This window comes from Lysinibacillus sp. G1-3 (assembly GCF_056322905.1).
Map to the genome: position 1 here is coordinate 1 of NZ_JBWHYQ010000030.1, position 24,707 is coordinate 24,707.

Below are 24,707 nucleotides of genomic sequence, written 5' to 3' on the forward strand. Positions count from 1 at the left end.
AAAACATTTGCCGCTGCCGCTTCGCTTTCGCGCAGATAAAACATTTGCCGCTGCCGCTTCGCTTTCGCGCAGATAAAACATTTGCCGCTGCCGCTTCGCTTTCGCGCAGATAAAACATTTGCCGCTGTCGCTTCGCTTTCGCACAGAAAACATCCGTTTCGCTGCAGGGGCTCGGGCCAACAGATGTTTTTTGCGCGAAAGCGTAGTGCTAACGTAGCGGCAGTAGCAGGATGTTCACAGGATGTGATGCTTTTAGTCTTCGTTCCTCTATATCGCTAATCCCCAAGGAGTCGCCCAGTCGGAACGAAGATTAACTAATATACATAGCAAAAGTTAGTTACCCCAAAATTGGCGATATTTTTGCTACTTCGCAAACACACCTTGCCACGAGAGGCGTCTCTGTAATGGAATATACTTAGTGATTGTCCTAAATATGACGAACAAGCGAAATCAAGGATATGTTCATTGAAAGCGTTGTAGTAATCATGTAAACTAATGAGAGGAAAACGGAGGTTATACATACATGGATGGTCCAGTTTCATTAGTACAGTTAATCATTTCAATTTTGTTATTTTTCGTTATGTTCTTTGGTATTGGATTTTTATTGAATATGCTTCTACGAATGACATGGTTAATGGCAATCGTGTATCCAATTGTTGTTATTTTTATTGTCGATGATGTAAGCTTTTTAGATTATATTTTCAAGCCAGGTTCTGCATTTCCAGCACTTTTAGATAAGTTACAAGCATTGCACCTTGTTGATGTGTCCATTTTATCGGGTGGCTTTGTTGGTTCAATTGTTGCGGGAATTGTCATGATTTATTTACGTAAAAGCGGTTATCGAATGTTTTAACTACTTTCAGCAGATGTCTAAACACCAGCTGAAAGTAGTTAAAGCCTCCGGCGGATGTCACGGAATCGGAAATGAGTGCTTTGTGCAAGCACAAAGCCGATTCCGGACGCAATTATGCCGAGGCATAATTGATCTTCTTTCAGCAGATGCTTGGGCATCTGCTGATTTTTTATTGAATTTTTCCGATAAATCACAAAAATGTTCCGATAAATAAAAAAACACAGCCTCGGCATGAGGATGTGTCTATTTTTACAAAATAAACTGGTATGTGATGATGGCGATAAAGATTCCAGTTAATGCTCCAAAAAATACCTCGCTCCGTTTATGGCCTAGTAATGTTTTTAGCTCCTCCATTTTTTCTTGGCCATCCATTTGCGGCCATTTTTTTAAATCATGAAGCAGTGTTTCAAAGTCCTTTCGTAGTTGATTTAATACTGCTGCATGTTGACCTGCCTGGAAACGTACTCCACTCGCATCATACATGACGATAAATGAAAACATAGCGGCTACGGCAAAAATTGGGGAATCTAATCCTGTTTCATAGGCTATAGAGGTTGTTAGTCCTGTTACGGAAGCGGAGTGTGAACTAGGCATACCCCCGGTGGAAGTAAATAATCCCCAGTCAATCTTTCGAGTCATTAAAAAATGAATAGGGATTTTTACAAACTGTGCGAAGAGAACAGCAAAAAGGGCAACGAGTAAAGGGGTATTTTGAAGTAAACTCATGATCATCACAACCTTCACTTATAATTGCTTTTATTATAACATTCATTATTTTCTAAAAGCCAAATATTACGCGTTTTCTGAAATTTAGGTATAATAGAATACTGAATGGAGGAATGTACATGCATATTGTAAAAGAAGCAAAAACATTTGAAACGATTTCTACTGAAGTGTTAGTAGTAGGCGTCCCTAAACATCGTGAACAAATGCAGGAATGGGCAAGCTTTTCATCATTTTATGGAGAATCTATTGATGCGTGGATTAGTGCAGGGGATGTATCTACTGCGTTAAAAAAAATGACGAAATTGCCATTTTTGAAGAGCCACGCAAATCTTAAACGCATTTTATTTGTTGGTTTAGATGACCGTAAAGACTTAACAGAAGGCGATATTCGTGCAGCATTTGGGTTGCTTGGGAAGGAACTAAGGGACTTAAAGGTTAAAGAATATTCCATTTGGCTTGAATCGTTTACGACAGAGTCGATTACTGTAACAGATGTTGCATTTTTAGCTGGTGAAGGAACTGGTCTTGGTTATTATGCAATTCCTCATTATAAAACAACATCAAATGAAGTAGATAAACGTATTGACGCGATTCATCTTGTAACTACTGCTAATGATTTAGATGAAGTGGTGGCAAGCTTTGAGGTTGGCGCTATTTATGCAAATGCTGTAAGCGAAGCACGTAGCTTAATTAATTTACCACCAAACTTACTGACAGCGACAGACTTAGCCAATTACGCAGAGTCTCTTGCGGTCGATTACAATTTTGAAGTGGAAATTTTAGATAAAGCACAATTAGAGGAGCTTGGAATGGGCGGTATTTTATGTGTCAATCAAGGCTCCCATGAAGAACCTCGTTTAATAACATTAAAATATAAAGCGACTGAAGATTTTGATGATCCAATTGGTCTTGTTGGCAAAGGGGTTACGTATGATACAGGTGGCTATTCCTTAAAGCCAAAAGATTCAATGGTAGGCATGAAGGGCGATATGGGCGGTGCTGCAGCTGTGCTAGGTGCTATGAAAATTATCGGTGAACTACGTCCTAACAAAAATGTCTTAGCTGTTATTGGCTCTACCGATAATATGGTATCTGAAACAGCATTTAAGCCAGATGATGTCATCACGACGTATAGTGGTAAGACGGTCGAAGTGTTAAATACCGATGCGGAAGGACGCTTAGTATTGGCAGACGCTACTACATATGCTAAACAACAAGGAGCTACTTCCCTGATTGATGTTGCAACGTTAACAGGTGGAGTGATTACAGCACTTGGTATGGATAAAACAGGTGCACTTTCTAATGATGATGAATTCTTTGCAGCTTTCATGGAAGCTGCACTGGAGACAGATGAATTTGTGTGGCGTATGCCTTTAACAGAAAATGATAAGAAACGAATTCGTAAATCAGACGTCGCTGATTTAAATAATTCTCCTGGTCGTGATGGTCACATGATTTTTGGCGGAGGCTTTGTTGGTGAGTTTGTTGGTGATACACCATGGATTCACTTAGATATTGCAGGAACGTCCGATGCGATGGCTGTACATGACTTAGGTCCAAAAGGTGGTACAGGTGTAATGGTACGTACACTAGCAAATTTTGTGCAACGTTTAGGAGAAGAAAAATAGAATAGGCGATGGACGTGTGATATATGCATCCCCCTACATACGATAGAGTAAAAAAGGGAGGAAGCTTATGACATTCTTCGGAGGTTATCCAGGAGGTGGCTTTTGGCCAATCGGTGGGCCATTTTTGGGAGGTTTTTTAGGAAGTTTTCTTGGATCACAGTTTGGCCCATCTCCATTTTATCCGCCTTTCTATCGCCCATTTCCACCGTTTTACCGACCAGGTCCACCATTTTTCCGACCAGGTCCACCGTTTGGAGGGCATCGTAGATATTAATTCAAATAAAATAGATCTCAAAAAACCAGATGTCAGTAAGCGACACCTGGTTTTTTCTTTAATAGATTAAATAAATATCTTATTCTAGGTATTAAATAAAGTGTTGACAGAATATACTAAATTATTTATTATTCTTATTGTATTAGTAAGAATTAAATATGTAGCTGACTAGTAAACTAGAGGCTCTTATTATTCACAGGCATTGCTTTTGCCTATGGATAATTTGAGTCTTTTTTTTATCTCTAAGAAAAGAGGGAAGGGAGTGAAATCAAATGGGGAAAGTTTTTATAGTGGGTGCTGGACCTGGTGATGTTGATCTTATCACAGTAAAAGGATTAAGGTGTATCGAATGTGCTGATGTCATCCTGTATGACAGACTCATTAATAAGACCCTACTATCCTATGCTAAACAAGAGGCTAAACTCATCTTTTGCGGTAAGCTACCTCAGCAGCACGCCATGATTCAAGAGCAAATTAATCAAGCACTTGTCAGCTATGCACAGCAAGGATTGATTGTGACGAGATTAAAGGGAGGGGATCCATTCGTTTTTGGAAGAGGAGCTGAGGAAGCAGAGGTGCTAGCACAGCATAATATTCCATTTGAAATAGTGCCTGGCATCACTTCAGGGATAGCGGCACCGGCATATGCGGGAATTCCTGTTACACATCGTGACCTAGGCTCAAGTTTTGCGATGGTCACTGGGCATATGAGAGAGGGCAAGGATGATGGAATCCAATGGGAAAGTCTTGTAAAAGGGATTGATACGATTGCTATTTATATGGGGGTCGGTAACCTTCCCTATATCCGTCAGCAGCTGCTCAAGTATGGGCGAGATAAGGAAACCCCAGTAGCACTCATCCATTGGGGTACATTTTCTCAACAAAAAACAGTCACGGGAACTTTAGCTAATATTGAAGACCTAGTCCAGCGAGAAAATATACAAAATCCAAGCATAATTGTAGTAGGAAAAGTTGTTACTTTGAGGGAAACAATTCAATGGTTTGAGCAAAACATTCCGCAGCCACAGTTAGCAGAAGTTTCTGTGTAAGGATGTGGGTTCATGCAAGCCATTTTATATATCGCTCATGGAAGTAGAGTAAAGGCGGGAGTGGAGCAAGCCGTTACCTTTCTAAAGAGCGTACAACAAGAGATTGAAATACCGATTCAAGAAATTAGTTTTTTAGAACTCGCGACTCCGACAATTGCTGAAGGGATCGCAAGCTGTATTAACCAAGGGGCTACAGCTATAGCGATCGTACCTATTTTATTGCTTGCCGCTCAGCATGCAAAGCACGATATTCCAAGTGAGATTGACAAAGCAAAAAAACAGCATCCGCAAGTGCGATTTACATACGGTGAACCACTTGGTGTCCATGAATTATTAATTGATACATTACAGACTAGAATTTTAGAAGCAAGGTGCCCGTCTAACGATGCAAGTGTTTTACTTATAGGTCGCGGGAGTAGTGATCCTGCAGTACAGAGTGATTTAGCCAACATTGCAACAAGATTACGTGATAAATACGCTTATGAAGCTGTAGACACGTGCTTTCTATATGGAATGGGTCCTACTTTTGAAGATTGGTTACAACAAGAGCAGAATAGGGACAATCAAGTATTTATAGTGCCGTATTTGTTGTTTACTGGGATTTTGCGCCAAAGCATAACAAGGCGATTACAAGATTATGGGAATCAGAACGTTGTTTTATGTGAAAGTTTAGGCTATGACGACAATGTAAGGGCAGTTTTAGTGGAACGTATTTATCAATTATTAAAATTTACTAAGAAAGGTGTTTTGTAATGGTAGATAAAAGGACTGAAAATGTAAATCTAGCATTAGATAATGTACGCCAAATTTTAAATACTGTGAACCACGGATCAATTACATTGATTGTGCAAAATTCCTATGTGGTTCAAATTGAAAAGAAGGAAAAAATACGACTTCGATAATTTTAACTTTTAACAGCGGGTGTCCAAACAACTGTACCAGCCGCTACGCTTTCGGTACAAAAGACATCCGCTGATATAAAGGAACTCAGTCTAAGAACGCCACATCCAGCGACAATTTATTTGTGTGAAAACGAAGCGACAGCAATAGGGTTATATCTGTGCGAAAGCGAAACATCAACATACGACTGAGTGACCAATATCATGCCGAGGCATAATTTAGCAAGACAAATTATCAACAGAAGAAAATGATACGAATACGTGAGGTGGCAAAGTTGAAACTGCAAGTAGTAAATAGTCCATTTAATGAGGAGCAGGTAAAGCTGTTAAATGAGCTGCTCCCAAAACTAACAGGAGAACAGAGGATATGGTTAAATGGCTTTTTAAGTGCACCACTAGTAACTATCGATCCTGTTGTCGAAGAAGTATCTCCGATAGTAAAAACAATCACCAAAACAGTAACGATTTTATATGGTTCACAAACTGGAAATAGTCAGGGGTTAGCTGAAAAATATGCCTCAGCTTTGAAAGATAATGATGTGGACGTAACAATTTCGTCGTTAGCAACATTTAAACCAAATAATTTAAAAAAGGTAACAAATCTTTTACTCATTGTTAGCACACATGGAGAAGGGGATCCACCTGACCAAGCGATACAGTTCTACGAATTTTTGCATAGCAAACGAGCTCCTAAGTTAGAGCAGCTTTATTATTCAGTGCTAGCCTTAGGCGATAGCTCCTATGAATTTTTCTGTAAAACAGGAAAGGATTTTGATGAACAGTTTGCAAAGTTAGGAGCAACTCGAATCGTACCTCGCACAGATTGTGATGTGGATTATGATGTCGAGGCAGCACGTTGGTTCTCAGCTGTTCAGCAGGAGCTGCTGCAACAGACAGATGTAGCTGATATAACGACTACACAAAATAAAACAGCACAAGGAGACACTACATATTCTCGTAAAAATCCGTTTTATGCTGAAGTACTTGAAAACATTAATTTAAATGGCAGAGGATCAAATAAAGAAACACGTCATATTGAATTATCCATCGAAGGTGCAAATTTTTATTTTGAACCAGGAGATAGTATCGGTATTCAACCGGAAAATGATGAAAGATTAGTCGATGCTTTAATCACAGCGTTACAGTTTGATCCACAAACTGAGGTAAACGTCTTTGAAGAAACACTGCCATTAAAGGATGTATTGCAAACAAAACTAGAAATTACAGTGTTATCTAAGCCATTGTTAAAAAAAATTGGTGCCTATACGGTCCATCAGGAATTTACAAAGCTATTAGAGGACTCTAATTCTTGGAAGGACTATGCAAAAGGAAGAGATTTACTTGACGTTGTGGAAGACTTTGCACCATTTACATGGGATGCGCAGCAATTTGTAGATTTACTACGTAAAATTCCAGCACGTCTATATTCTATTGCTAGTAGTCAAAAAGCAAATAGTGAAGAGGTACATTTAACAATTGGGAAAGTAAGCTATAAGACGAATGGACGTCAACGTCTTGGCGTTTGCTCCGGAAGCGTAGCAGAACGTATTCAAATTGGTGACACATTACCGGTATATGTTCATAAAAATCCGAACTTTAAACTACCAGAGCATGAGGATACACCGATTATTATGATTGGTGCTGGAACAGGTGTTGCCCCGTACCGTGCATTTTTAGAGGAGCGTGAGGAATTAGGAATCGGAGGGAAAGCTTGGCTAATTTTTGGTGATCAACACTTTGTCACAGACTTTCTTTATCAAACAGATTGGCAAGGTTGGCTTTCTTCAGGCACACTAAGTCAATTGCATGTCGCTTTCTCACGTGATACAGATAGAAAAATATATGTTCAACATAAAATTGAGGAAAATGCTTTCGCTTTTTATGAATGGCTAGAGCAAGGAGCTGTCATTTACGTCTGTGGCGATAAAGAGTCGATGGCGGCTGATGTTGATGCAACAATTCGTCGCGTTATTGAACAACAGGGACAAAAAACGCCAGAGGAAGCTAAAGCCTTTGTCAATGAGCTAAAACAGCAGAAACGCTATCAACGTGACGTTTATTAACTTCTATCGACAAGTGTTTTATGTAGCGACAGCTACAAGTGTTTTCTGCGCGAAAGCGAAGCGACAGCGGCAATTATGCCGAGGCATAATTGATTAAAGGAGCGATAACAAATGACAGGGAAAATTATTTTACCTCCACAACCGGGGAAGCCTAGTGATGTAGAGCGTATTAAAAACGATAGTAATTATCTACGCGGAACATTAGAGCGTACGATGAACGATCCATTAAGTTCAGGTATTCCAGAGGATGATAACCGTCTAATGAAATTCCATGGTAGTTACTTACAAGACGACCGTGATCTTCGGAATGAACGCCAGCGCCAAAAGCTTGAGCCTGCCTACCAATTTATGGTGCGTGTCCGTACACCGGGCGGAGCAGCAACTTCAGCACAATGGCTAGTAATGGATGAAATGGCGAGAAAGTATGGTAATGGCTCCTTAAAATTAACGACACGTCAGGCATTTCAAGTGCACGGCATTTTAAAATGGAATGTTAAAAAATATATGCAGGAAATTAATGAGGTGTTATTAGATTCTCTTGCAGCCTGTGGAGATGTCAATCGTAATGTGATGTGTAATGTGAATCCAAATCAATCCGCATTACATGAGGAAATTTATAATTGGTCTGCCAAATTAAGTGAGCATTTACTACCTAGAACACGAGCTTACCATGAACTATGGCTAGATGGCGAAAAGGTAGTTGATAGTCAGGAAGAAGAAGTTGAACCTATATATGGTGCGCAATATTTGCCACGGAAATTTAAAATTGGTATTGCGATTCCGCCAAGTAATGATGTGGACGTATTCTCACAAGATATAGGGCTGATTGCAATTGTGGAGGAGGATAGGCTAGTAGGCTTTAACGTAGCTGTTGGTGGAGGAATGGGCATGACACATGGCGATCATGAAACATACCCACAGCTTGCTCGCATAATTGGCTTTATCACACCTGATAAACTACTGGAAACAGCGGAGAAAATTATTACGATTCAGCGCGATTATGGGAATCGTTCGGTTCGTAAAAATGCACGTTTTAAATATACAATTGATGCAAGAGGACTTGAGTGGTTTAACGAAGAACTAACTCGTCGTCTAGGTTGGACTATTCAAGAGGCCCGTCCATTTACGTTTAATCGCACGGGTGATGAGTTTGGTTGGATTAAAGGGGCAGAAGGTCAATGGCATTATACATTATTTATTCAAAATGGTCGTATTAAGGACTTTGAAAATTATGAGCTGTTAACAGGATTACGTGAAATTGCGAAAGTGCATTCAGGTGATTTTCGCTTAACGCCAAACCAAAATTTAATGATTAGTAATGTGACGCCGCAAAAGAAGAAAAAAATTGCTGCTATTATTGAGCAATATAACCTTACAGATGGAGCGCACTATTCTGCATTGCGCCGAAATTCGATTGCTTGCGTATCATTACCAACATGTGGTTTAGCTATGGCAGAAGCCGAGCGTTACCTGCCTTCTCTAATTACAAAAATAGAAACAATTATTGAAGAAGCGGGCTTAAACGATACAGAAATCGTTATTCGCATGTCAGGCTGTCCGAATGGTTGCTCGCGTGCAGCAATGGCCGAGATTGGGTTTATCGGTAAAGGTCCAGGGAAATATAATATGTATTTAGGAGCAAGTTTTACTGGTGAGCGTCTCAATAAAATATATCGTGAAAATATAGGTGAGGAGGAGATATTAGCGGAGCTTCGACCAATCCTGCTCCACTATACGAAGGAACGTCTAGATGGTGAGCATTTCGGTGATTTTGTTATTCGTACGGGTTATGTAACAGCTGTGTACGACGGACGAGATTTTCATCATAAATAAAATAATGACCCTGTAGCAAACTTTCTCTGCTACAGGGCTTATGTTGTTTAAAAACTAGAGTGTTAAAAATTAAGGTGTCATATAAAATAAAATAAGTCTCTTCTACAAAACGAGTGGTTGATACATTGCTGAAGTTCCGTTCTATCACTATACATGCCAGAAGATACACTCTATGTGAAGTGGTTGATTGGAGTGGAGACTGGGCGACTCCTTGGGGATCAGCATCACAGATGAGACCCTGGAGCGAGCAACGTGAGTGAAGCGGCTCATCGGACGCCCCCAGGAAAGCGCCCAGTCGGAACGGAAATCAACCCCTCGTTTTGCAGGAGAGCCATACTATATTTAGTGGGGCATCTAAATTTCAATGACATAATAGTTTTTTAATAACATGAGCCGTGTAGCAAAGAAATTTGCTACACGGCTTTTTTAAATGGAAAAGTCTTCGGGGATAAAGACTTTTAATTGTTTTGGTTTGACAAATACATGGTCACCAACCTTAAGCTGAAGATTAGTAAATTGTTCTTTAGTCAGTTCTGCCTCTAAAAATTCATCCATATCTTCACGATGTAGCTCAACCTGCACGATAGGTCCGAGCAAATGAATATGGCTTACTTTGACGGGGACAGTACCAGATACATTTGTTTTCTCAATATGAATATCATGGGGACGTACATAGCCTACTGCATGATCCTCTGTGTGTACCTGTACGTCAGGTACATCAATCGCAAATTCACCATGTAGGAGCTTCCCATTATGTAACCGTCCTTTAAAGAGATTCACATTACCTAAAAAATCATAAACAAAAGGGCTCTTTGGATTTGTGTATACGTCGTCTGGGCTACCAATTTGCTCTATCTTGCCGTTGTTCATCACGACAATTCGGTCTGCAACATCAAGTGCCTCTTCCTGATCGTGTGTGACAAAAATACTTGTAATATGAAAATCATCGTGAAGCTTTCGAAGCCAACGACGCAATTCCTTGCGCACTTTAGCATCCAATGCTCCAAAAGGTTCATCTAATAAGAGCACCTTGGGCTCCACGGCCAGAGCTCTGGCAAGTGCGACTCGCTGACGTTGCCCACCCGAAAGCTGTGTTGGATAACGATCAGAAAAATTTTCTAGTTTGACGAGTCTTAGAAGCTCCATCACTTTGTTCTTTATTTCTAATTTAGATGGTCTTGTTTGACGAGGACGTACTTTAAGACCGTAAGCGACATTATCAAAAACTGTCATATGGCGAAAAAGTGCATAATGCTGGAACACAAAGCCAACATTGCGCTCCTTTGGATGGCGATCGATCATCGATTGGCCGTCAAATAAAATCTCTCCAACATCTGACGTTTCAAGCCCAGCAATAACTCGTAGTAAAGAAGTTTTGCCAGAACCAGATGGGCCGAGAAGGGCAACCAGTTCACCTGATTGAATATGAAGAGAAACATCTTCTAAAGCTTGAAAGGAACCGAATTTTTTCGATACATTTTTAATGTGGATACTCATGCTGACAATACCTCCTTTAAGTAGATTTTGATTTCCAAGCAACAATATCTTTAACGATAAGTGTAATAATAGCGATCACGCTCATCAGTGAAGCAACGGCAAAAGCTGCTGCAAATTGATACTCATTGTATAAAATTTCAATATGAAGAGGCATTGTATTTGTCATTCCACGAATATGCCCTGATACAACAGAAACAGCGCCAAATTCACCGATTGCCCGAGCATTACAAAGTATAAGGCCATACAATAAGCCCCATTTGATATTTGGCAATGTCACATACCAAAATGTTTTAAAACCATTAGCACCAAGTGAAATGGACGCCTCTTCTTCGGAAGTACCTTGTGTCTGCATAAGAGGAATGAGCTCCCGCGCAACAAAGGGCAATGTGACAAAGATAGTAGCTAGGACAATACCAGGTAGTGCAAAAACAATTTTTATGTCATGCTCAAATAGCAAATCCCCAAATAGCCCCTGTGAGCCAAATAACAAAATAAACACTAAACCTGCAATAACGGGAGATACTGCAAAAGGAAGATCGACGATTGTAAGTAATAGATTTTTCCCTTTAAAGTTGAACTTTGTTAAAGCCCAAGCAGCCATAACGCCAAAGATTGCATTTAATGGTACGGCAATCGCGACGACAGTTAAGGTTAACTTAATAGCTGCCAATGCATCTGGATGTGTGATAGCTGCTACATATACGTCGACTCCTTTTTGAAAGGCAGTGAAAAAAATGGATACTAGTGGAAGCACAATGAAAAATGCTAAAAAAGCTAGCGCAATAAATGTTAGCGTATATCGGACAAAACGTGGCTCTTGTAAGGCAGCAGACTTTGTCACTGCATTATTTTTTTCAGGAGCAACTTGCTGAATAAATGTAGACTGTCCCATAAATACCTCCTAATGTACAAAGCGACGATTTGCCAACCATTGTATTAAATTAATGCTAAATAATAGGATGAAGGACGTGACAAGCATCACCACTGCAATAGCAGTTGCACCAGCATAGTCATATTGCTCGAGCTTAGTCATAATGATTAATGGCGTAATTTCAGTCTTCATCGGCATATTACCTGCGATAAAAACAACAGAGCCATACTCTCCTAGTGCACGTGCAAAGGCTAATGAAAATCCTGTTAAAATGGCAGGAGCAAGCTCTGGAAAAATCACTTTACGAAAGGTTTGTAGACGAGTCGCTCCAAGGCTTGCAGAGGCTTCCTCAACCTCAACGCTAATATTTTGTAAGACAGGCTGCACAGTACGAACGACAAATGGTAGCCCGATAAATGTAAGGGCAATGATAATGCCGAGTGGCGTAAAGGCAATTTTAAAATTAAAAAATTGACCAATCCAACCATTTGGCGCATAGAGTGACGTTAAGGCAATTCCAGCTACAGCAGTTGGCAAAGCAAATGGTAAATCGACAAGTCCATCGATGATTCGTTTAAACGGAAAGCGGTAGCGTACAAGCACCCATGCAATGATTGTGCCAAAAATAACATTTAATAAACCAGCAGCGAGTGCAGTACTGAAACTTACCTTATAGGAAGCGACTGCACGAGGAGCGGTCACAATATGAACAAACTCCGCCCAGCTTAAGGACATTGTATGAATAAAAATCATCGATAGCGGCAATAAGACTAGCAAGCTAACATATAGCATCGTATAGCCCAAGGAAAGGTGGAAACCTGGAATAATGCGGCGTGTTTTTTTATTAACAGTTAAACTACTCATCACATGCCTCCTTATTGAGGTACATAAATTTCATCGAATGTACCACCATCTTTAAAATGCTTCGTTTGGGCTTCTCCCCAACCACCGAAATCATCGATTGAAACGAGTTCAAGTTTTGGGAATTGCTCTTGATAATTTGCTAGAATTTTTTCATTTCGTGGTCGATAGTAATTTTTTGCAGCAATTTCTTGGCCACGCTCACTATATAAATGCTTTAAATAAGCCTCTGCTACTTCGCGTGTACCTTTTTTATCAACGATTTTGTCAACGATTGCCACAGGTGGCTCAGCTAAAATACTTAAAGAAGGTGTAATGATATCAAACTCGTCACCCAATTCATGGAGCGATAAATATGCTTCATTTTCCCATGCAATTAAGACGTCACCAATTTTACGTTCAACAAATGTTGTTGTAGCACCGCGTGCACCAGAATCCAGTACTTCTACATTGCTATATAGAGCTTTCATAAATTCTTTTATTTTTGCCTCATCATTTTTATATAATTTCCCTGCATAGGCCCAAGCGGCTAAATAATTCCACCGTGCACCACCAGATGTTTTAGGATTTGGTGTAATGACAGATACATCGTCATTTGTTAAATCACCCCAGTCTTTAATGCCCTTTGGATTGCCTTTGCGTACTAAAAAGACAATAGTTGATGTATAAGGAGTAGAGTTATTTTCAAATTCTGTTTGCCAATCTTTATTTAATAGGTCTCGAGCTTGTGCAATCTCATCAATATCGTAAGCTAGTGCTAGTGTAACAACATCTGCCTCTAGACCATCAATTACAGCTCGCCCCTGTTTACCAGAGCCCCCATGTGATTGTTTTATCGTTACATCTTGACCGGTTTCATCCTTCCATTTTTTTATAAAATCTTTGTTGAATTCCTCGTAAAGCTCACGTGTTGGATCATAGGATACATTTAATAGTTCTACAGATTTTTTTGTATCCTGAGCACCTATATCTTTTTCAGAAGAGCTGCTACCACAACCTGTTAATGTTAGAGCTAATGCAGAGATAAGTACTAACGATTGGAAAAGATGTTTCCTTTTTTTCATAAAATTACGCTCCTTTTTGATTTAGGAAATACAAAAGACCATCTACCAGAACGAATAATAATCGTCTTAAGTAGATGGCCTTCAGATCCTCTGATCAGCATTTTTATATTGGTTTGATTCAAAGCTTAGTTATACATTAAACATATATTTCCTATTAGTCAACAAGGAATTAAAAATACTTCTTTTGATTATCATCATATGCAAGAGTACAGTATAAAAATTTGGGCTCATTGAAATGAATTATTTGTAAAAAACCTAGTTGACTACTAGGTGTGCTTTAGTATATATTTGGTAATAAGAAAAATGATTGTAGAACGTGGTAGCCAATACTAGTGAACAATCAATCAATTATGCCTCGGCATAATTGCGTCCGGAATCGGCTTTGTGCTTAGTCCTGCACGAGGGCCGACACGATGTCGGTCATTTCGGTAATGCCACAGGACGTGGCGTTTTTACCGATGCAGGTCAGTTAGCCGTTATCGCATGGATGCGATGATTTTAGGCTAACATCCTTTGCGAACTCCTTTCCCATCCGCCGGAGGCTTTAACTTATTTCAGCGGATTTTTGGATACCGCTGAAAAGTGACTTAAAACTGCATTCATCTCACCACCTATATAGGTGGGAAACTTCTACTGAAAGAAGTTAAATAGCTGGCTAGTCAAACTAGAGGCGTTTTAACGAAGACATGTCTATATATGTCTTTCGTTAGAACGCCTTTTTTCGTTAAGAGGGGGATTATATGTTAACATATGCAACTTGGCATGAGCCAACATTGAATTTTCAGGTAGACGAAACCTATAAGGCTGCACTAGAGGTTTTACAGTGGAGTTACGCTGAATATGGCGAGGATATCGTCTATGCATGTAGCTTTGGGATTGAGGGAATTGTCTTAATTGACCTTATTTCAAAGGTAAAGCCCGATGCTACGATTATCTTTTTAGATACAGATGTTCATTTTAAGGAAACATATGAAACGATTGATAAAGTAAAAGAAAAATATCCGAAGCTGAACATTATTATGCAAAAACCAGAACTTACTCTCGAACAACAAGCAGCTCAATATGGTGATGAATTATGGAGTTCCAATCCAAATAAATGCTGTGAAATTCGCAAGATTGTGCCGTTACATGGAGCGTTGGCGGGCGCAAAGGCTTGGATATCAGGGTTACGTCGTGAGCAATCACCAACCCGGCAAAATACGAACTTTATCAATCGTGACGATAAGTTTCAATCCATTAAAATTTGTCCACTTATTCATTGGACTTGGAAGGATGTCTGGCGCTATGTCTCAAAGCATAGTTTACCGTACAATCCATTGCATGACAGAGGCTATCCAAGCGTCGGCTGCCAGCACTGTACAAAACCGGCATTTACAATGGATGATTTACGTTCAGGCAGATGGCAAGGGTCTGGTAAAACGGAGTGTGGATTACATGAATAAAGGAGTTTTACCATGCTTGAATATATAGCAATAGCGATTAGTTTATTTTTTGCGATGAACATAGGTGCTAGTGGAGCGGCAGCCTCAATGGGAGTTGCTTACGGAGCAGGTGCCATCAAAAAAGCTTGGCAAGCATTGCTCATTTGCTCAGTTGGTGTTTTTTTGGGGGCAGTCCTTGGAGGTGGAGAGGTAGTAAAAACAATCAGCTCCGGCATAATGCCGCAGGAGTACATTACAGTAAAGATTGTCATTATTATTTTGATTTCTGCGACAAGCTCACTATTTCTCGCCAATCTTTTAGGCATCCCATTATCGACAAGTGAAGTGACAGTAGGAGCAGTTGTAGGTGTAGGGATCGCCTACAAAGTGTTATATATTAAATCATTGCTCGTCATCATATCATTTTGGGTAATAGTGCCAATCATAGCGTTTATCATTGCATTTGTCTTTGGGAAGTGGCTGTATAAATTAAGTGTTAAGGGTTGGTTAAAAGATCATTCAATATTAACGATCCTACTTGTGTTCGCTGGATTTTTCGAAGCGTTTTCAGCAGGGATGAATAACGTAGCAAATGCAGTTGGACCTCTCGTTGGTGCAGGAATGATGAGTGTAACAACAGGAATATTGCTTGGTGGGGCATTTGTAGCGCTTGGTGCCATGCTACTTGGAAAACGAGTGCTTGAAACAAACGGGAAAAAAATTATGCGCTTTGAGAAAGCAGAAGGGATACTAATATCGAGTACAGGTGCATTACTAGTCGGTATAAGCTCTATCTTTGGACTTCCCGTGCCGTTAACACAAGTAACATCCTCTTCAATTATCGGTATGGGGATGGCCAAAAACGGGAAACAAATTTTTCATAAGCATATTGTGAAAAAAATAATCCGCATTTGGATTGTTTCTCCAATTCTTTCTTTAGCCATCTCCTATTTTTTAGTACAGCTATTCTTAGAGAAAGATTTCTATATCATCGTACTAATTGGCAGTGTTATTGTTGGAACGCTTGGTGTCATTAGCTTAATGCGAACAATGCGTGAAGAAGAGCGCTCAATATACGATGCTGGTGAAGGAATTTAAATACCCGAATTACTTTTGGATCAACTGGGGCCAAGACCACTTTTAAAGAGGAGTTGTTCAAATCAGAGGTGACCCTGACCACTTGTAAGGAAGCCGGTCAATTCAGAAGAATTCCCAATCATTTATTATGGGCTGATAAAATGATTTTTTTGTTGATATTTTACTAATGTATGTCCATTTTAACTGATTGTAGCGCAGGGCTACTCGACTCCCGTGGGAAAGCCAGAGCCTTCTAATTAATTATAGTGGATAAAAATGGTCAATCAACACGCTTGATTAAATATAAAACTGAGTAATTCAATAAAATTAGGAGGAGATTTTTATGAGTTTACAACCACATGGTGGACTATTAGTGCAAGCCTTTAATCCAGAAAAGGATATAACGCATATAAATAAAGTTATTGAGCTTGATGCCATTTCACTTAGTGATTTAGAGCTAATTGCTATTGGCGGTTACAGTCCGGTTGAAGGCTTTTTAACGCAGGAAGATTATGAATCAGTTGTTGAACATACACGTTTAGCGTCAGGCGTGGTATGGAGTATTCCGATTACATTACCTGTAGTAAAGGATGTAGCTGCAACATTGCAGAAGGGTGATGAGGCAAAATTAGTATATGGTGATGTTGTTTATGGCGTTATTGAAGTTGCTGACATTTATGAGCCAAATAAACGGAAAGAGGCATTGTTAATATACGGCACCGAGGATTTGGAGCATCCTGGTGTTAAAAAGTTGCATGAACGTCCAAGTATTTATGTGGGCGGAAAAATTACATTAGTAAAACGTCTAGAGCAAAAGTTCCCAGCCTATTCATTTGATCCGTTTGAAACACGTCAGCTTTTTGCAGAAAGGGGCTGGAAAACAATTGTTGGCTTCCAAACACGGAATCCTGTACATCGAGCACATGAATATATTCAAAAGGCTGCACTTGAAACAATTGATGGGTTATTTTTAAATCCACTAGTTGGGGAAACGAAATCAGATGATGTTTCAGCAGCAATTCGCATGGAAAGCTACGAAGTTTTACTGAAAAATTATTATCCTGAAAATCGTGTGCAATTAGGGGTGTTTCCAGCTGCCATGCGTTATGCAGGACCAAGGGAAGCTATTTTCCATGCACTTGTACGAAAAAATTATGGCTGTACACACTTTATCGTTGGGCGTGATCATGCAGGTGTTGGCGATTACTATGGTACATACGATGCACAAAAAATCTTTGAACAATTTACGGAAGATGAATTAGGAATTATTCCATTAAAATTTGAGCATAGCTTCTATTGCAATAAATGTGAGGGGATGGCAACGACGAAAACTTGTCCACATGAAAGCTCAGCGCATGTCATTTTATCGGGTACTAAGGTTCGTGAAATGTTGCGTAATGGCGAAGTGCCTCCAGGTACATTTAGTCGTCAAGAGGTTGTAGATGTACTAATTAAAGGAATGCGTCAGGAGGTTATAAAGTGAGTTCAAACATCGTTTGGCACGAAGCGTCTATTACGAAAGAGGAGCGTCGTACACAAAACAAGCATAAAAGCTTTATTTTATGGTTTACAGGTTTATCAGCATCCGGAAAATCCTCTGTGGCGAATGCATTTGCACGCCGACTCTTTGAACGTGGCAATCAAGCATTTGTCTTAGATGGTGATAATGTTCGCCATGGCTTAAATAAGGATTTAGGATTTGATGAAGCTGGTCGAAAGGAAAATATAAGACGTATTGGAGAGGTATCTAAGCTTTTTGTAGAAAATGGACAAATTGTTCTAACTGCTTTTATTTCACCTTACCGAGAAGATCGTCAAGTTGTCCGTGAGCTTGTGGAAGCTGGGGAATTTATAGAGGTGTATGTGAAGTGTTCTGTTGAAACGTGTGAAAAGCGTGATCCAAAAGGTCTTTATAAAAAAGCACGTAATGCGGAAATTCCTAATTTTACTGGGATTAGTGCTCCTTATGAAGAACCGGAAATTCCAGAAATTATTTTAGACACAGAACTCCATTCTATCGAAAAATGCGTAGAACAGCTCACAGATATATTAACTTCAAAAGGATATATTTAGGATTACAATCATACGTTATAGTGATGAGTTTATATTTTATAAATTTCTTTTTATAAAGAATCTGCTTACTTTTGAGGTGGCAGATTTTTTATATGAGAAATTCTCCTGTTTTAATCGAATTATTCCATATATTGTGAGATGATTAAATCATCAAACGTTATAGGAGATGAAAGAAATGAGCATACATATTCAACTATTAACTAAGGATGTTGTAAACCAGAAATTATTAAATGAAATATTGGAACTATGGAATGAAAATGCCATAGAAACGGCAGATTGTGAATTAGGGGAGAGTGAAAGGAAGGCAATTCAAGAACAGCTAGAACAATATATTGAATCAAAATATGGGGCCATTTATATAGCAACGAATGAAAATAATGAAATGATTGGTTTTGGATTGGCATCGATCAAAAAAGATTTTATTTACGATATGAACTATGGTCAAATAGACGAAGTTTATGTGGTACCAGTATATAGAAGACAGAAGATTGCTAAACGTCTAGTAGATGATTTAGTGAATTGGTTTAATGACGAACATGATACTACTGTAGTAAATGTTTATGTAGATTTAGAAAATGACTTAGCATTAAACTTTTGGGAAGGTATTGGTTTAGAAAAGGAATTTTTTATGCTATCAAACAATTAAAAAAGTGGCCAATGAAGTCTATTCATTGCCACTTTTTTTGTAAAGTTATTTAATGCCTTGTTCCTTTTTCATTCGATCAATTTCAGGACCAAGCTCGTCGTGTACTGTGCCTTTCCAAGGCTTTACACCAGCGATGTATGAGGAGCGAGTCATAATATGTCCTCCAACAGGACCTGTGATGAACAGGAACAGTATACCAAGCAAAATGCGGGGGTTAAAGTGATCTTCAATGAGCCAGAAGTGAAAGAATACGCCAATAAGTACGCACATGACACCGAGCGTTGCGCTTTTTGAAGCAGCGTGAGCACGTGTGTACAAATCAGGTAAACGGACAAGACCAATGGCAGTCACGACAATAAATAGCACCCCGATAGAAATGAAAAAGATAACTAAACTATTAGCGAGTATTGTCACGTTTAATGATATCTCCTTTCTCTATGAATTTAGAGAAAGCAACCGTACCGATAAACGATAAGATCGCTAACAATAATATAATCTCCAGAAAGAAGCTTGTTTCAACCAATACTGAAAACAGTCCAATTAGCGAGATGACTGATACACCTAATGAATCCAATGCTACCACACGGTCGGATGCAGAAGGTCCTTTTACCATTCGATAAATAACTGCAACCATCGATAAGCAAATCACCACAATTGCAGTAATAATAAACGTTGTCATGATTTACTCACCTCCAAAATCGCTTTCTCAAATGAATCCCGAATTGCAGTAATTGCTTCATCGACATCACTCATGTCTATAGCATGTACATACAACGTTTTTGCATCATCTGATACGTGCACTACTACAGTACCAGGTGTTAACGTAATGAGACTCGATAATAATGTAATTTCCCATTCTTGTGTTAAAACAGTAGGATAGGCAAAGAACGCAGGCTGCATATCCAACTTTGGCTTTAAGACCACTCGAAGCACTTGTATATTCGCTAACACTAACTCTTTTAAAAAGAGTAAAGTCAGTTTAATGATTGCCCATATGCGGTAGACGTAAAGACGGGTTGTAAAAAATCTACGCATAATAATGAGTAATACAATACCGAGAATGAACCCAATGATAAAGCCTGTTGCTGTGTAATTAGAAGAAAGGAACATCCAAACAAAGGCAAGCATAACATTTAAAATAATTTGAAATGCCATATCACTAATCCTCCTTCAATACAGCATCTATATAAATAGATGGATCACTTAATAGTTTTGCTGCATCGTCCATAAATGGGGTAATCCATTCAGAACCAACACCATAGGCTACGGTAATGAGCACTAGAATAACAGTAGGTACGAATAATGTATGATAGACTTTTTTATCGACAGTACCTGTCGTTTCTTTTTCCTCACCCCAAAAGGCATAAAGGAAAATACGAATAACTGACAATAACACGAGAAGTGACGAAGCTAAAATAAAAATACTGCTCCATTTACTGCCTGCTTCAAAGCCTCCCTGAGCAATTAACAGCTTTCCGACGAAGCCGCTAAGTGGGGGAATCCCTGCTAAACCAAATGCTGCAATTAAATAGAACCAACCGAGGGCAGGATATTTATTCATAAGACCGCCCATTTTTCGTAAATCAGATGTGCCCGTAATGTAAATCACTATACCTATCAACATAAAGAGCGCTGCTTTTATAAGCATGTCATGAATTAAATAGAACATGGCACCTTTTAGGGCGATTTCATTCATTTGAGATACACCGAATAAAATAACACCTACAGCAATGACGATATTATAGATAATGATAAGCTTCACATCGTGATAGGCAAGAGCACCGATACAGCCCGCAATAATTGTTGCAACTGCTAATGCCATTAGTAGATCATGCGTATATGATAAATCATGAACGAAGAACAATGTATATGTTCGAGTAATCGCGTAAATGCCAACCTTTGTTAATAGTGCACCAAATAGCGTTAGCACTGGTATTGGAGCTGCCGCATAAGAAGTTGGAAGCCAGAAGTATAGAGGGAAAATAGCCGCTTTTAACCCAAATACCATTAAAAATAGTACAGCTATAACCGTAACAATACCTGGCTGATTAATGTCAGCAATTTTTACTGCAATATCTGCCATGTTTAATGTACCTACTACTGAGTATAGGAAGGCAACTGTTATAACAAATAATGCAGATGAAATAACATTAATTAAAATATATTTAATGGAACCTTTAAGCTGTCCTTTTTCGCCCCCAAGAACGATGAGCAAATAAGAGGCCATTAACAATACCTCGAAGAATACGAAAAGGTTAAAAATATCGCCTGTCGTAAATGCCCCGTTAACCCCAGTTAAAATAAACATGATTCCAGGATAATAGAAGAAGCGTTCACGTTCCTTAGTGATGGAACCAAAGCCATACCAAACAACAAAGATGGCAATCAGTAGCGTTGTTGTGACAAGTAGTGCGGACACCATATCTGAAACCATCGTTATACCATACGGCACAGGCCAGTCACCGAACGTCACCTTTTGAATACCATCATTCTTCACCTTTATAAGCAGTGAAATGGCTGATATAAGTGCAAGTCCTATTCCTAGTAATGCGAATGAACGTTGGTATTTTAAATTTTTTTGCCCAAACATTAAAATCATGCCGAAGAAAAACGGGATGATGATGGGCAGTAGAAGGAAGTTATTCATCCTCATCACTTCCTCTCATTAAGCTTATATCATCTGTCTCGAGTTCTTGGTAAGAACGGTAAGCAAGTACAAGGAAGAAAGCAGTTACCCCAAAGCTAATAACAATCGCAGTTAAAATAAGCGCTTGTGGTAATGGGTCTGCAAAAGTTTTTGCCCCTTCCTTTAAAACAGGTGGTGCTTCTCCACCAAGCCCGCCCATCGTTAAAATGAGAAGATGAGCACCATGACTTAAAAGACCTGTCCCGATAATAATACGCAATAAGCTTTTGGATAAGATTAAATAAACCGCTGCCATAAACAAAAAGCCAATGACAAACGCCATAATTATTTCCATTATTCATCCTCCCCAATCGTTTGAATAATGGTCATCGTAACGCCGACAACAACCAAATAGACACCGCTATCAAAAAGCATAGCCGTGTGTAATGACTGTTTGCCTAGAAGCGGTAAATCGAAATAATCAAAGAAATGTGTGAAAAATGGTTTACCTACAAACATTGGAAAAGCGGCTGTTGCTAGGGCTAGAAGTAAGCCAATTGCAGTTAAATACGTATAATTTATTGGTAAAACTTTACGAACCGTATTTAAATCAAAGGCAAGGACTAAAAGTACGATAGCACTCGATGTTAAAAGTCCACCGACGAAGCCGCCCCCAGGTGTGTAATGACCAGCAAGGAAGATATGAATGGAGAAGAAGAAAATAATGAAGAATACAATTTTTGTTGTAAATTGTATAATGACATCATTTGTTTTCATGCGATTTCTCCTTTCTATTCATGCGTAGCTTAATCATTGCTAAAATGGCCATTCCGGCAATTCCTAGCACTGTAATTTCAAATAATGTATCAAAGCCACGGTAGTCTACTAAAATTACATTGACAATGTTTCCACCGCCAGCTTCTGAATAAACTGTTTCCTCATAATACTTCGAAATCGTAGGAATCAATTTTTGTGAATGTGCAGACAGTGCTATAAGCGTAACCATAACACCGACAGCAATGGAAACAATTGCACGATTCAATTGGAATCTCATGCGCTCTTCTCGTTTTCCAAGCTTCGGTAGATGATAAAACGCTAGTAAAAATAGCGCTACAGAAATCGTTTCAATGACAAGTTGTGTTAATGCTAAATCAGGAGCATTAAAAATAACGAAGAACAATGCTACTGTGTAGCCGACAGCACCAAGGCCTATAATCGCTGTTAAGCGTGACTTTGCCAGAATTGTAATAGCTGTTCCAATGACTAATACTACGACTAAAATGATTTCGTAAGGACGAATAGGTGCAGTATCTTGGAAGGAGACTGTAAAGGCCTTCTTCACAAATAAAGAACCTATGACAATCGCTGCAATACTACTAAACATATATAGCAGGTAATGACGCATAGAGCCCGTCATATATAGACGTGATACACGATTTAACCCTACGTCTAGTCCAAGCATTATTTTGTCGTATGCATTATTCAATGTTAAAGATCGTGGGAATTTTTGATAAATACCCTGCCATTTCGGTAATGATACAAACAATAGAACCCCAATAATTACTATGCCAAATGTCATGATTAATTCAGGTGTAATTTCACCATGCCAAGCCGCCACGTGAATATTAATATCCTTTGGTGAATCATATAAGAATGGCTGAATAGCTTGTACTGCTGGCTTTACAAAAGTATCCCCTACTAGGTTCGGAATAAAGAATATTGTTACCACTAATGCTGCTAAAATCATCGGTGAAATCAGCATGCCAATCGGTGCCTCATGTGGTTTATGAGGTAATTTCTCTGGTGTATATTTACCAGTAAATGTTCTAAAAACAAAATAGAAGCTGTAGACAAATGTGAAAATACTAGCAACCCAAGCGACAATCGGGAAGAGTGCTCCCCATGTGTCAAAGCCAAAAAATTCAAAATTTTGCAGTGCAAGCATTGCTGTTAAAAACATTTCCTTACTTAAGAAGCCGTTAAATGGCGGTAGACCGGCCATTGATAAGCTTCCGATTGCCGCAACTGTAAAGCTAAGCGGCATAATACTCATTAAGCCACCAAGCTTACGAATATCACGTGTACCTGTTTCATGATCGACAATACCTGCAATCATGAATAAGCTTCCTTTAAATGTTGCATGGTTGATCAGGTGGAAGATCGCCGCAAAAGCAGCAAATTTAATCGTATCTGTTGCCCCATTGCCATGAAATGCTAAGGCACTAGCTCCGAGCAATGACATAATAAGGCCAAGCTGACTCACTGTAGAGAACGCAAGGATTCCTTTTAAATCTGTTTGTTTCACAGCAAAGAACGAACCCCAGAATAGCGTTAAAATACCTACGCCTGTAACGAGCCATACCCAAAGCTCAGAAACTGCGAAAATTGGTGTAAAGCGTGCAACTAAATAAATACCTGCCTTTACCATTGTTGCAGAGTGAAGGTATGCACTTACTGGTGTTGGCGCTTCCATTGCATCTGGTAACCAAATGTAGAATGGGAATTGTGCAGATTTTGTAAATGCGCCTAAAAGTATTAAAACGAGTGACCAAGTGAACATTGGATGCTGCACTAAATTAGGTGCCATGACAATAAGTTCACGGATTGAATACGTTCCCCCCATTAAATACAGAAGGATGAATCCCCCTAACATCATTAAGCCGCCGCCGACTGTAATCATCATTGATTTAAGTGCACCAAAGCGAGATGCATCACGAGAATACCAGTAGCCAATTAGTAAAAATGACGAAATGGATGTTAGCTCCCAAAAGAAGTACAAAGAAATTAAATGATCTGACTGTACTACTCCTAGCATTGCGGTCATAAATAGTAATAAGTAAACATAAAAATTATGTAATCTTTCTTTATGTTTGTCTAAGTAAAAAATAGAGTAAAGTACGACTAACGAGCCAATTCCGGTAATTAGTAATGAGAATAGCAAGCTAAGTCCGTCTAAATAAGAAACGACGGAAATATCAAGCGATGGAATCCAAGGAAGCTCTTCAAGAAAAACTTTACCATCTGCTACTTTTGCGATATATGAAGCGTAAATAATCGCGAGTGTAGCAGGGACTGCAAGAACAAACCAGCCTGTGTGAATATTTTTAATGCGTTTATATAAAAATGGCACAAATATTGCAGCAAGCATTGGAATGAAAATATAAAGTACTTGTAACAAAAAAATCCTCCTTTATGCAAGTAAGTAGGTTAATTATAACGCACTTTTTGTATGAATGCATATGCACT

Annotated in this window: 25 protein-coding genes; 13 read left to right on the forward strand and 12 right to left on the reverse strand. The window is 39.1% G+C overall.

Annotated elements, in window-relative coordinates:
* The first annotated feature begins 523 nt into the window (after positions 1-523).
* Positions 524-853 carry a YuiB family protein gene (locus tag ACVYAD_RS23540; protein ID WP_349661327.1) on the forward strand — a complete coding sequence of 110 codons (330 nt, stop codon included), beginning with the start codon at positions 524-526 and terminating at the stop codon, positions 851-853.
* Positions 854-1,102: 249 nt separating this feature from the next.
* On the opposite strand, the gene ACVYAD_RS23545 is transcribed toward ACVYAD_RS23540, so the two are convergent.
* On the reverse strand, positions 1,103-1,585 hold the full coding sequence (locus ACVYAD_RS23545) for a divergent PAP2 family protein (protein WP_323648097.1): 483 nt from the start codon (positions 1,583-1,585) through the stop codon (positions 1,103-1,105).
* A 113-nt stretch (positions 1,586-1,698) separates the two neighbouring features.
* Here ACVYAD_RS23545 and ACVYAD_RS23550 point away from each other — a divergent pair, with 113 nt between their 5' ends.
* The 7 genes from ACVYAD_RS23550 (at position 1,699) to cysI (ending at position 9,325) form a co-directional block, all read left to right on the forward strand.
* Positions 1,699-3,207: a leucyl aminopeptidase gene (locus ACVYAD_RS23550; RefSeq protein WP_476428134.1), complete on the forward strand. Its 1,509-nt coding sequence runs from the start codon at positions 1,699-1,701 to the stop codon at positions 3,205-3,207.
* A 67-nt stretch (positions 3,208-3,274) separates the two neighbouring features.
* Positions 3,275-3,481 (forward strand): uroporphyrin-III methyltransferase, encoded by a 207-nt coding sequence (locus ACVYAD_RS23555; RefSeq protein ID WP_197144264.1) that lies wholly within the window; start codon positions 3,275-3,277, stop codon positions 3,479-3,481.
* A gap of 272 nt (positions 3,482-3,753) precedes the next feature.
* Entirely contained in the window at positions 3,754-4,530 is a 777-nt protein-coding gene (gene cobA / locus ACVYAD_RS23560; RefSeq protein ID WP_349661325.1) for a uroporphyrinogen-III C-methyltransferase, read from the forward strand.
* A gap of 12 nt (positions 4,531-4,542) precedes the next feature.
* The gene (locus ACVYAD_RS23565) at positions 4,543-5,283 is read left to right on the forward strand and encodes a sirohydrochlorin chelatase (protein ID WP_349661324.1); all 741 of its coding nucleotides are present in this window, start codon (positions 4,543-4,545) and stop codon (positions 5,281-5,283) included.
* Positions 5,283-5,432 carry a YezD family protein gene (locus ACVYAD_RS23570; RefSeq protein WP_079561519.1) on the forward strand — a complete coding sequence of 50 codons (150 nt, stop codon included), beginning with the start codon at positions 5,283-5,285 and terminating at the stop codon, positions 5,430-5,432. Before ACVYAD_RS23565 ends, ACVYAD_RS23570 begins: the two co-directional genes overlap by 1 nt.
* 272 nt (positions 5,433-5,704) lie before the next feature.
* On the forward strand, positions 5,705-7,492 hold the full coding sequence (locus tag ACVYAD_RS23575; RefSeq protein ID WP_476428135.1) for an assimilatory sulfite reductase (NADPH) flavoprotein subunit: 1,788 nt from the start codon (positions 5,705-5,707) through the stop codon (positions 7,490-7,492).
* A gap of 111 nt (positions 7,493-7,603) precedes the next feature.
* Complete coding sequence (gene cysI, locus ACVYAD_RS23580; RefSeq protein ID WP_476428136.1) at positions 7,604-9,325, forward strand: assimilatory sulfite reductase (NADPH) hemoprotein subunit; 1,722 nt, start codon at positions 7,604-7,606, stop codon at positions 9,323-9,325.
* A 426-nt stretch (positions 9,326-9,751) separates the two neighbouring features.
* On the opposite strand, the gene ACVYAD_RS23585 is transcribed toward cysI, so the two are convergent.
* From ACVYAD_RS23585 to ACVYAD_RS23600, 4 genes are read right to left on the reverse strand one after another with little or no spacing between them, the layout of a single operon-like run.
* Positions 9,752-10,822 carry a sulfate/molybdate ABC transporter ATP-binding protein gene (locus tag ACVYAD_RS23585; RefSeq protein ID WP_476428137.1) on the reverse strand — a complete coding sequence of 357 codons (1,071 nt, stop codon included), beginning with the start codon at positions 10,820-10,822 and terminating at the stop codon, positions 9,752-9,754.
* Between the two features lie 16 nt (positions 10,823-10,838).
* A complete protein-coding gene (cysW, locus tag ACVYAD_RS23590; RefSeq protein WP_476428138.1) occupies positions 10,839-11,714 on the reverse strand; it encodes a sulfate ABC transporter permease subunit CysW in 876 nt (291 codons plus the stop codon).
* 9 nt (positions 11,715-11,723) lie between these two features.
* Positions 11,724-12,557 (reverse strand): sulfate ABC transporter permease subunit CysT, encoded by an 834-nt coding sequence (gene cysT / locus ACVYAD_RS23595; RefSeq protein WP_386830618.1) that lies wholly within the window; start codon positions 12,555-12,557, stop codon positions 11,724-11,726.
* 11 nt (positions 12,558-12,568) lie between these two features.
* Positions 12,569-13,618 (reverse strand): sulfate ABC transporter substrate-binding protein, encoded by a 1,050-nt coding sequence (locus ACVYAD_RS23600; RefSeq protein WP_476428139.1) that lies wholly within the window; start codon positions 13,616-13,618, stop codon positions 12,569-12,571.
* Positions 13,619-14,358: 740 nt separating this feature from the next.
* Here ACVYAD_RS23600 and ACVYAD_RS23605 point away from each other — a divergent pair.
* The 5 genes from ACVYAD_RS23605 to ACVYAD_RS23625 all read left to right on the forward strand — a co-directional run bounded on the left by ACVYAD_RS23605 (position 14,359) and on the right by ACVYAD_RS23625 (position 18,835).
* Positions 14,359-15,060: a phosphoadenylyl-sulfate reductase gene (locus ACVYAD_RS23605; RefSeq protein ID WP_476428140.1), complete on the forward strand. Its 702-nt coding sequence runs from the start codon at positions 14,359-14,361 to the stop codon at positions 15,058-15,060.
* Between the two features lie 12 nt (positions 15,061-15,072).
* Positions 15,073-16,137 carry an inorganic phosphate transporter gene (locus ACVYAD_RS23610; protein WP_476428141.1) on the forward strand — a complete coding sequence of 355 codons (1,065 nt, stop codon included), beginning with the start codon at positions 15,073-15,075 and terminating at the stop codon, positions 16,135-16,137.
* Positions 16,138-16,459: 322 nt separating this feature from the next.
* The gene (gene sat / locus ACVYAD_RS23615; protein ID WP_476428142.1) at positions 16,460-17,599 is read left to right on the forward strand and encodes a sulfate adenylyltransferase; all 1,140 of its coding nucleotides are present in this window, start codon (positions 16,460-16,462) and stop codon (positions 17,597-17,599) included.
* A complete protein-coding gene (gene cysC, locus ACVYAD_RS23620; protein WP_476428143.1) occupies positions 17,596-18,189 on the forward strand; it encodes an adenylyl-sulfate kinase in 594 nt (197 codons plus the stop codon). Before sat ends, cysC begins: the two co-directional genes overlap by 4 nt.
* A gap of 175 nt (positions 18,190-18,364) precedes the next feature.
* The gene (locus tag ACVYAD_RS23625; protein WP_349661313.1) at positions 18,365-18,835 is read left to right on the forward strand and encodes a GNAT family N-acetyltransferase; all 471 of its coding nucleotides are present in this window, start codon (positions 18,365-18,367) and stop codon (positions 18,833-18,835) included.
* A 45-nt stretch (positions 18,836-18,880) separates the two neighbouring features.
* Here the strand turns inward: ACVYAD_RS23625 and mnhG are convergent, their stop codons facing one another.
* From mnhG to ACVYAD_RS23660, 7 genes are read right to left on the reverse strand one after another with little or no spacing between them, the layout of a single operon-like run.
* Entirely contained in the window at positions 18,881-19,249 is a 369-nt protein-coding gene (gene mnhG, locus ACVYAD_RS23630; protein ID WP_386830608.1) for a monovalent cation/H(+) antiporter subunit G, read from the reverse strand.
* A complete protein-coding gene (locus ACVYAD_RS23635) occupies positions 19,233-19,514 on the reverse strand; it encodes a Na(+)/H(+) antiporter subunit F1 (protein WP_079561532.1) in 282 nt (93 codons plus the stop codon). Before ACVYAD_RS23635 ends, mnhG begins: the two co-directional genes overlap by 17 nt.
* Entirely contained in the window at positions 19,511-19,990 is a 480-nt protein-coding gene (locus ACVYAD_RS23640; RefSeq protein WP_349661311.1) for a Na+/H+ antiporter subunit E, read from the reverse strand. Before ACVYAD_RS23640 ends, ACVYAD_RS23635 begins: the two co-directional genes overlap by 4 nt.
* A 4-nt stretch (positions 19,991-19,994) precedes the next feature.
* On the reverse strand, positions 19,995-21,482 hold the full coding sequence (locus ACVYAD_RS23645) for a Na+/H+ antiporter subunit D (RefSeq protein ID WP_349661310.1): 1,488 nt from the start codon (positions 21,480-21,482) through the stop codon (positions 19,995-19,997).
* Positions 21,475-21,816, reverse strand: coding sequence for a Na(+)/H(+) antiporter subunit C (locus ACVYAD_RS23650; RefSeq protein WP_053593262.1), 342 nt, complete (start codon positions 21,814-21,816; stop codon positions 21,475-21,477). Before ACVYAD_RS23650 ends, ACVYAD_RS23645 begins: the two co-directional genes overlap by 8 nt.
* Complete coding sequence (locus tag ACVYAD_RS23655) at positions 21,816-22,238, reverse strand: Na(+)/H(+) antiporter subunit B (RefSeq protein WP_049669152.1); 423 nt, start codon at positions 22,236-22,238, stop codon at positions 21,816-21,818. The genes ACVYAD_RS23650 and ACVYAD_RS23655 overlap by 1 nt, the downstream gene beginning before the upstream one ends.
* A complete protein-coding gene (locus tag ACVYAD_RS23660; protein ID WP_476428144.1) occupies positions 22,225-24,639 on the reverse strand; it encodes a Na+/H+ antiporter subunit A in 2,415 nt (804 codons plus the stop codon). The genes ACVYAD_RS23655 and ACVYAD_RS23660 overlap by 14 nt, the downstream gene beginning before the upstream one ends.
* Positions 24,640-24,707: the final 68 nt, after the last annotated feature.